General features: G+C 59.7%; 7 protein-coding genes. All 7 read right to left on the bottom strand.

What is annotated here, in order from left to right; translation table 11 throughout:
* Positions 1-206 (bottom strand): hypothetical protein (locus PG062_RS14505; protein ID WP_270752822.1); only part of this gene is annotated, 206 nt, incomplete at its 3' end.
* Positions 207-294: 88 nt separating this feature from the next.
* Positions 295-864 (bottom strand): bis(5'-nucleosyl)-tetraphosphatase (symmetrical) YqeK, encoded by a 570-nt coding sequence (gene yqeK, locus PG062_RS14500; protein WP_270752821.1) that lies wholly within the window; start codon positions 862-864, stop codon positions 295-297.
* A 46-nt stretch (positions 865-910) separates the two neighbouring features.
* Complete coding sequence (gene nadD / locus PG062_RS14495; protein WP_270752819.1) at positions 911-1,513, bottom strand: nicotinate (nicotinamide) nucleotide adenylyltransferase; 603 nt, start codon at positions 1,511-1,513, stop codon at positions 911-913.
* A gap of 1 nt (position 1,514) precedes the next feature.
* Positions 1,515-1,817 (bottom strand): YhbY family RNA-binding protein, encoded by a 303-nt coding sequence (locus PG062_RS14490; protein WP_113999713.1) that lies wholly within the window; start codon positions 1,815-1,817, stop codon positions 1,515-1,517.
* Between the two features lie 59 nt (positions 1,818-1,876).
* A complete protein-coding gene (rdgB, locus tag PG062_RS14485; protein WP_113999712.1) occupies positions 1,877-2,509 on the bottom strand; it encodes an RdgB/HAM1 family non-canonical purine NTP pyrophosphatase in 633 nt (210 codons plus the stop codon).
* On the bottom strand, positions 2,506-3,480 hold the full coding sequence (ftsY, locus tag PG062_RS14480) for a signal recognition particle-docking protein FtsY (protein ID WP_113999711.1): 975 nt from the start codon (positions 3,478-3,480) through the stop codon (positions 2,506-2,508). The genes rdgB and ftsY overlap by 4 nt, the downstream gene beginning before the upstream one ends.
* 18 nt (positions 3,481-3,498) lie before the next feature.
* Complete coding sequence (gene smc / locus PG062_RS14475) at positions 3,499-7,056, bottom strand: chromosome segregation protein SMC (RefSeq protein ID WP_270752817.1); 3,558 nt, start codon at positions 7,054-7,056, stop codon at positions 3,499-3,501.
* Positions 7,057-7,066: the final 10 nt, after the last annotated feature.

Below are 7,066 nucleotides of genomic sequence, written 5' to 3'. Positions count from 1 at the left end.
TGCTGCACACGGTTAAAGCTGCGGGTGCGGCGGGTGTTATTGGCGGCAAGCTGCTGTGCACGGCGGCGGGCAGCTTCGTACTCATCCTGATTCAACGCACTGCCTGTTTTCACAGTACGCCCGGTGTTCACCGTGCGCGGCGCGTCACCAGCATGGTAGACATTGCGCGGCGCATCGCCGGTGTTTACCCTGCGGATCTCGCTCATAACGTTCCTCCCTTTTATTCAAACGATGGGAACTGGTCTTTCATCTTATTCGGTTACGGCACACCCGCAAAAGGCAGTGCCTGCCCCTTTATCGGGTGCAGGCCGCGCGGGCATCATCCAGTGCGGCAACGGTATCGGGGTCCAGTGGGTTGCCTTTTTCGCGCACAAAAGCAATGCTTTGTTCCAGTGCATGGCACAGCGCCAGGTCCAGGTTCAGCATTTCCTCGGCACGCAGCGCCTCCACACCGGGGTAATCCCGTTCGGCACTGGTCATATCCGCCATGTAAATAATCTTGTCCAACAGGCTCATGTTCTTTTTGCCAGTGGTATGGCACTCTATGGCAGATAAAATTTCCGGGTCCGTCACACCCCACTGTGTCTGGCACAAAACCGAGGCCGCGTACCCATGCCACACCGGCGCAGGGCGCTTGGCGGCATTTTTAGCTATTATAGCATTGTCAGCAAAAATCTGCAACATCTCTGCCTTGGGCAGTTCTTTCGCGCTGTCGTGCAAAAGTGCCGCTAATGCGGCCTTTTCCTCATCCGCGCCATAGCGTTTTGCCAGCTTGACTGCCATTTTTTTTACATTTATGGTGTGCTTGTAACGCTTTTCGCTCAAACGGCTTTTTACCAGCGCTTTTGCTTCGTCCACTGTCATCAAGATCCGCATCCTTTCCCTATTTTATTGTACCCTATCTATGGCTTCAAATCAGCTTGCCGTACAGCCCGTTCCGGTGTATCACATCCGCCACCGGCGGGGGCAGCAGCTCCTTCAGCCGGGCAGGGGGATACTTTCCTGCGCGGATATCGCTGGAGGCACACTCCAGCACCGGGGCATCCGCAAACATGATCTTCCCGCCTGCTTCTTCCAGCTTTTGGGCTGCTGCACACAGAGCGTCGCCATCGCCGGGTTCCCGGCTTTGCACCACCAGGGTGACCATAGCCAAAATTTCCCGCCAGCGGTACCATTCATCAAATGTTTCCAGCATATCGCTGCCAATTGTCATATACAGCTGAGCGCCGGGATACTTTTCCTGCAGCATGCTGACGGTATTATAGGTATAGCTGCGGCCCGCGCGGTCCACTTCCCACTGGCTCACCTGCACCTGGGGGCCAAGCGCCTTAAAGCATTCGCACATGGCAAGGCGCAGTTCGCCCGGCGTTGCGCTAGCGTGCTTGTGGGGTGGGATGCCCGCCGGCATAACCAGCACCACATCCGGCTGCACCGCCTGCATGGCGGCCCGCAGGTTGTTCATGTGCCCGGCGTGGGGCGGGTCAAATGTGCCGCCAAATAGCAGTGCTTTCATCTTACTTTTTCAGCAGTTCCGCATAAGCAGATTCCTTCGGCTTTTTGCGGAACAGCACAAACTTGCGGCCAATCACCTGCACGCACTCTGCATGGATGGCTTCGCACAGGATGTCGGCAGCCTCGCGGGCATCATACTCGCTGTTTTCCAGCACCTTCAGCTTGATCAGCTCGCGGGCTTTGATGCAGTCATCCACGCCCTTGATCAGCGTTTCATCAATTTCGCCCTTGCCGATCTGGAAAACCGGCTCCATGGTGTTGGCCATGCCGCGCAGTGCGGCGCGCTGTTTGCTTGTCAAAGACATTGTTCGCTCCTTATTGTTCAGTCAAAATCAAATCGTTCTATTCAGTTTTTCTCTGCGGCTCATTCGCCCAAAAATGCGGCGAGCTCGGCTTCCAGCTTTTCCATGGCGCGGCCGCGGTGGCTGATGGCGTCTTTTTCGGCATCGGCTAGCTCGGCATAGGTGCGGTGTGCGGTGTTGGGTACCGTGCCGCCGCCGGGCAGGCCGACGGCATCGGGGACAAACAGCGGGTCATACCCAAAACCGTTATCGCCCGCCGGGGTCAGGGCCACACTGCCGGGGCATTCGCCGGTCACAACCAGCTCCCGCCCATCCGGCAGGATCAGGCAGACCGCCGAAACGAACTTGGCGGCGCGCTGTCCCACCGGCACATTCTGCATCTCTGCCATCAGCTTTTCGTTGTTGGCGGCATCGTTGCCGTGCTCACCCGCATAGCGTGCGCTGTACACGCCGGGTGCCCCGTTCAGGGCATCCACGCACAGGCCGGAATCATCCGCCACGGTGGGCAGGCCGGTTGCCTTGCAAAAGGCTTCGGCCTTAATCTTTGCGTTTTCCGCAAAGGTGGTTCCGGTTTCCTCCGGGTCCAGGGTTACACCCAGTTCCCGCAGGCTTTTTACCTCGTGGCCGCAGCGGGTCAGGATGCGGCGCAGCTCTTTCAGCTTGCCCGCATTGTTGGTGGCTGCACAAACGATCATGCCTGTTCCTCCCCTGCCTGCTCCGTTTCCTCTTTTTTATGCTGCGGAACCTCCGGTAGCAGGGCTTCGGCAAAATCGGTGGCGGAGAAGAAGATCAGGTCGTCGATCTTTTCCCCCACGCCCACAAAACGGATGGGCAGGCCCAGCTTTTCGTGCACACCGATGATGCAGCCACCCTTGGGGGTGCCGTCCAGCTTGGTCAGCACAACGCCGGTGGCACCGGCGGCGCGGCAGAACTCCTGCGCCTGGCTGATGGCGTTCTGGCCGGTAATGGCATCCAGCACCAGCAGCACTTCCAGGCTGGCATCCGGGCTGGCCTTTTTCACGCTGCGGCTGATCTTTGCCAGCTCATCCATCAGGCCCTTTTTGTTGTGCAGGCGGCCTGCGGTATCGGCAATGACCATATCATAGCCGCGGGCCGTGGCGGATTTGACCGCATCAAAAATCACGGCTGCGGGGTCAGCGCCCTCGCCCGCCTTGACCAGCGGCACCCCGGCACGGTCGGCCCAGGTTTCCAGCTGTTCGCTGGCCGCTGCGCGGAAGGTATCGCCTGCCGCCAGCATGACCCGCTTGCCCAGATCCTTGTACAGATAAGCCAGCTTGGCAATGGTGGTGGTTTTGCCCACGCCGTTCACGCCCACAACCAGAATAACCGCCGGTTTGCCGCTCAGGTCCAGGTCAGTTTTGGGGCTTACCTCGCGGCGGATGATATCGCGCAGGGCATCCAGCGCTTCCTGGCCGGTATGCAGGCCGTTGATCTCTACCTCGTCGCGCAGCTCGTCCACCAAACGCACCGCGCAGCTGGGGCCGACATCGGCCAGAATCAGCTGCTCTTCCAAATCATTATACAGGTCATCATCAATAACAGAGCTGGTCAAGGTGTTGACGATGTTCTGGAAAAAGTCCGTTCTGGTTTTTTCCAGGCCATCGCTCATTTTCTTCTTTTTCTTAAAAATATCGAAGAATCCCATGGCGGTTCCTCCTTTGAATTAACTGATCAGATCAGCGGAAACGTTCTCAAGGTCAAGGCGCAGGATCTTGGAAACACCATCCTCCTGCATGGTCACGCCGTACAGCACATCAGCTGCTTCCATGGTGCCGCGGCGGTGGGTGATAACGATGAACTGGGTGCGTTCGGTCATGCGGCGCAGATACTGCGCATAGCGCGTAACGTTCACATCGTCCAGTGCAGCTTCAATTTCGTCCAGGATGCAGAACGGCGACGGGTTGACGGCCAGAATGGCAAAATAAATGCTGATGGCCACCAGCGCCTGTTCGCCGCCGGACAGAGCCGACAGGTTTTTGATGACCTTGCCGGGGGGCGAAACCTGAATTTCAATGCCGGAGTTCAGCACATCGTTCTCATCCGAAAGATAGAGCCTCGCCGAACCGCCGCCGAACAGCTCGCGGAAGATCGCACCGAAGTTGCGGTTGATCTCCTTAAAGCTGGCGGTGAACATCTCCTGCATTTCGCTGCACAGCTCGGCAATCATTCGGTTCAGCTCTGCGCGGGATTTCTCCACATCGGTGACCTGTGCTTTCATGAAGTCGTACCGTTCTTTAACTTCCTTGTACTCTTCGATCGCGCCCACATTCACGTTGCCCAGCACGCGGATCTTGCCGCGCACTTCGGCCACCTGGCGGCGCAGGTCTGCCACATTGGCAAAGGGTACACAGAGCTTTTCCGCCTCGGCTTCGGTCAGCTGGTATTCCTCCCACAGCTTGGATGCAGTGGTGTTCAGCTCAGTTTCCGCCGCGGTCTTGCGCTCGGCCAGGCGGGCCATCTCGCCGCTCATCCGCTCGCGCTCATCGGTCAGGGTGCGGTTTTCCTGGGTCAGGCGGGTCACAGCGGCTTCCTTTTCCATGCGCTCGGCATTAGCCTTGCGGATGGTTTCCTCCGCCGCGGTGATCTTCTGTTTGTTTTCTTCTCTGGCTCGCTTGATTTCATTGGCGCGCAGCTCATTGGCGGCAATGCGCTCTTTGGCGGCGGCCACATTGGCCTGCAGTTCCCGCACGCGGGCTTCGGCTTCGCCGCTGCGGCCTTTCAGGGTTTCCAGCGCTGCTTCGTGCAGGCTCAGGTCCTTCTCGGTGCGCAGCTTCTGCATTCGGTTATCCGAAAGTTTCTGCGATGCTTCCTCCCGCTGGCGGGTCACATCACTGGTGGAAGCGCCCAGGCTTTCCAGCTCTTTGCGGTGCGTTTCAATCTCGGCTTCCGCCTGTTTGCGGGCGTTTTCTGCCTGGGCGGCGGCCGCAGTGTTCTCCCGCAGCTGCTGTTCCAGCGCGGCGATCTCCTGCCCGCGGTGGGCGGCAGCATTCTTGCCCTCTTCCAGCGCGGTGTTCAGCTGATCCAGCTCCATCTCGGCTTTCAGGCGGGCCGCAGCGGCGGTCATGCCCTCGCTCTCGGCACCGGCCAGCTGGGCGGTCAGGTTATCCACCTCCGCTTTGCGGGCGGCGGCTTCCTTTTCGGCTGCTGCGCGGCGCTCGTCCAGTTTCAGCACCTTGGCACGCAGTTCGTCCAGTTCCTGCTTGCGGCTGAACACACCCACGCTGCGCGCGGTGGAACCGCCGGTAAAGGAACCTCCTGCGTTGATGACCTGGCCGTCCATTGTGACAATGCGGTTGCGGTAGCCAAGATTTTTGGCCACCACCGACGCTTCGCCCAGATCCTCCACCACAATAATGCGGCCCAGCAGGTTATCAATAATATGCTGGTACTGGGGGGCGGTCTCCACCAGGTCGGCGGCCACCTCCGCCGTGCCGGTCAGGCGGCCATTGAATCGGCTGCCCTGCACGGTATCCAGCGGCAGGAAGGTTGCGCGTCCGGCGCGTTCTTCCTTCAAAAAGGTGATGGCCGCGCGGGCGCAGCCTTGGTCCTGCACTACAATGTTCTGCAGCGCAAAGCCAAGTGCCGTTTCAATTGCGATTTCGTACCCCTTGCGCACGCTCAGGATACCGGCCACCGGGCCGATGATGCCCCGCAGCCGCCCACCGCCCGCGGCGCGCATGACGGCTTTTACGCTCTGCTGATAGCCGTCCATGTTGCGCTCCAGATCCTCCAGAATGCGGATGCGCTGGGCGGTGTTGTTTTTATCCGCTGCGGCCTTCTGCAAAGCTTCAGCGGCTTCCGCCTGCTGGCGGCGGCGGCTTTCCAGCTTGAGCTTTAAGCCGGAGCGGATATTATCGTTGCGGGTCACGGCTTCCTCGCACTCTTTCAGGTGCTCGGCAGCAGCGTCCCGTTCCTCGGTCAGTTTTTGTGCCACATCACCCGCGGCGGCTTCCTGGTTTTTCAGGCCGTTCAGCTGGGCGCGGGCCGCTTCCACGGCGGATTGCAGCCCCGCACCCCGCACCTGCAGGGCAGTGGCATTCTGCTGCATGCGGGCCATGGCGGCGCTCACGATCTCCCGCCGCTCACCGCTTTGCAGCGCCTGCTGTTCCAGCGTGTTCAGCTGCTGGCGCAGCTTGTCCGCCTCGGCATCCAGATTTTGCAGCACGGTTTGCAGCTGGGTGATTTCCGCTTTGTGCTCGTCCGCTTCCTGCGCAATCCCCTTTGCGCCTTCCCCGGCGCGGGTCAGCTCATCGCTGGCGCTGCGGATCTGCTCGTTCGCGTGTTCGGTTTCGTTCTGCAAAACTGCCAGCTGGCTTTCGCTCCCGGCGTTCTGCTCGGTAATGGTGCGGATTTCAGCGTTTGCTTCCTCCACCTGCAGCATCAGCTGCTGGGCTTCGGCGCGCAGGGCTTCGGTGCGGGTGTCAAATTCATCCAGCTGGCGGGAAATGCGTGCATAGTCGCTTTCCGCCGCCTCATACTTGCGCTGCTGGTCCCGCACCGTATCCTGTGCGCGGCGGATTGAATCCACCCACAGGGTAATTTCCAGCCCCTTGCGGGTCTCGGAATATGCCAGGAACTGCTCCGCCTTTTCGCTGTCGCGTTTCAGGGGTCCAACCCGCTTTTCCAGCTCCCCCAGAATATCCCGCAGGCGTTCCAGATTGCCCTCCGCCGCGGCCAGGCGGCGTTCGGCTTCATTTTTGCGGTAGCGGTATTTGGCAATGCCAGATGCTTCCTCAAAAATCTCGCGCCGCTCGGTGGATTTTGCACCAACGATCTCCGCAATGCGCCCCTGACCCACAATGGCGTAGCCATCGCGCCCAAGGCCGGTATCCAGCAGCAGCTCGTACACATCTTTTAAGCGCACGCTCTGGCCGTTGATGGTATACTCGCTCTCCCCGCTGCGGTAATAGCGGCGGCCAATGGTTACTTCGTCCGCGTCCATTTCCAGCCCATGATCGGAGTTATCAATGGTCAGCGATACCGCCGCATAGCCCATTGCGCCGCGGGTCTGGGTGCCGCCAAAAATAACGTCCTCCATCTTGCCCGCACCGCGCAGCTGTTTGGAGCTGGTTTCGCCCAGAACCCACCGGATGGAATCCGAAATGTTGCTTTTGCCGGAGCCGTTCGGCCCCACAACACCGGTAATGCCTTCGCCAATGGTGATCCGCGTTTTATCCGGGAAGGACTTGAAGCCCTGTATCTCAAGTTCTTTTAAGCGCATAGATGCCCCT

The sequence above is a fragment of the Gemmiger qucibialis genome (assembly GCF_027689445.1).
Classification (GTDB): Bacteria; Bacillota; Clostridia; order Oscillospirales; family Ruminococcaceae; genus Gemmiger; species Gemmiger qucibialis.
Note: the sequence above shows the minus strand (reverse complement) of the source record. Positions and strands in the feature narration are given on the sequence as shown.